General features: G+C 41.6%; 1 protein-coding gene. It reads left to right on the plus strand.

All coding sequences use genetic code 11. The features are described 5' to 3' along the window. Positions 1-1,164 (plus strand): formate dehydrogenase subunit alpha (locus OFN91_RS08240; RefSeq protein ID WP_270873906.1); only part of this gene is annotated, 1,164 nt, incomplete at its 5' end. Between the last annotated feature and the right edge of the window lie 51 nt (positions 1,165-1,215).

Below are 1,215 nucleotides of genomic sequence, written 5' to 3' on the forward strand. Positions count from 1 at the left end.
TTTTACGATGAGTATGTCAAGGGTATGAAAATGGGAATCGTCGATTGCGAGTTAAAACAAGTTAAAGATGATTTCGTATGGCCTGATGATGCGACAGATGAGATTGCTAGATGCGGACATAGTATCGGAAATCAAGGTAGAACAGCTGAAAGACTTCGCCGTCATCAAGCCAACTGGCACAACTTCGATCCTGATACGCTTATGGGAATCGGCGGAGATGTTAAAGGCGAATACTACGGACTTCCATGGCCGTGCTGGGATACAAAACACCCTGGAACGCCGATTATGTATGATTTGACTAAACCTTATGAAAAAGGTGGTATGGGATTTAGAAATCGCTTTGGATTAGAGCACAACGGCGTTTCACAACTTGCCGATGAAAGCATAACTTTGCCGAATTCAAAGGTTAAAGGCGGTCACGCTCAAATCACAAAAGATAATATCGAGCAAATTCTAGGTATTACTTTAAGCGAAGAAGAAAAGGCAAAAATCGGCTCATCTTGGAGCGATGATTACAGCGGTATTATCAACCAAAAATGTAGAGAATTTGGAATTTGTCCGTGTGGAAACGCAAGAGCAAGGTCGAAAGTTTGGGAATTTGCTGATCCTATTCCGCTTCACAGAGAGCCTATCCACTCTCCACGATGGGATTTAGTGCAAAAATATCCGTCATTTGACGATCAAGCACGAAATTTCCGTGTTGCTACAAAATTCAAAAGCGAACAACAAGAGAAAGATTGGAGTAAGGAATTCCCGACCATCATGAGTTCGCTTCGGGTTGTAAATTTAAGCGGTGCAGGTATGTTAGAACGAACTAGCAAATATCTTGCAGCGATTACACCTGAGATGTTTGCTCATGTAAATCCAAGCTTAGCAGCAGATCACGGCATAAAAGACGGCGAAATGATGTGGATACACGCCCCACAAGGCACAAAAATAAAAGTAAAATGTATCTACTCGCACTCAGTTACGCCTGATCGTATCGTGCTACCTTATAACTTTGCAGGAATTTTCCAAGGCGTTGATTTAAGCGATCGCTATCCGGAAGGCACCAAGCCTTATACTATCGGCGAAAGCTCAAATATCATCACAAACTACGGCTTTGACATTAACACTCAAATTTCTGAGTTTAACGCTGGTCTTTGTAGATTGGAAAAGGCATAAGGGGTAAGATATGGCTAGAATGAAATTTTTTGTAGATAATGATAGATGTAT

Origin of the sequence: Campylobacter sp. JMF_08 NE1, assembly GCF_027737875.1 — a bacterium.
GTDB lineage: Bacteria > Campylobacterota > Campylobacteria > Campylobacterales > Campylobacteraceae > Campylobacter_B.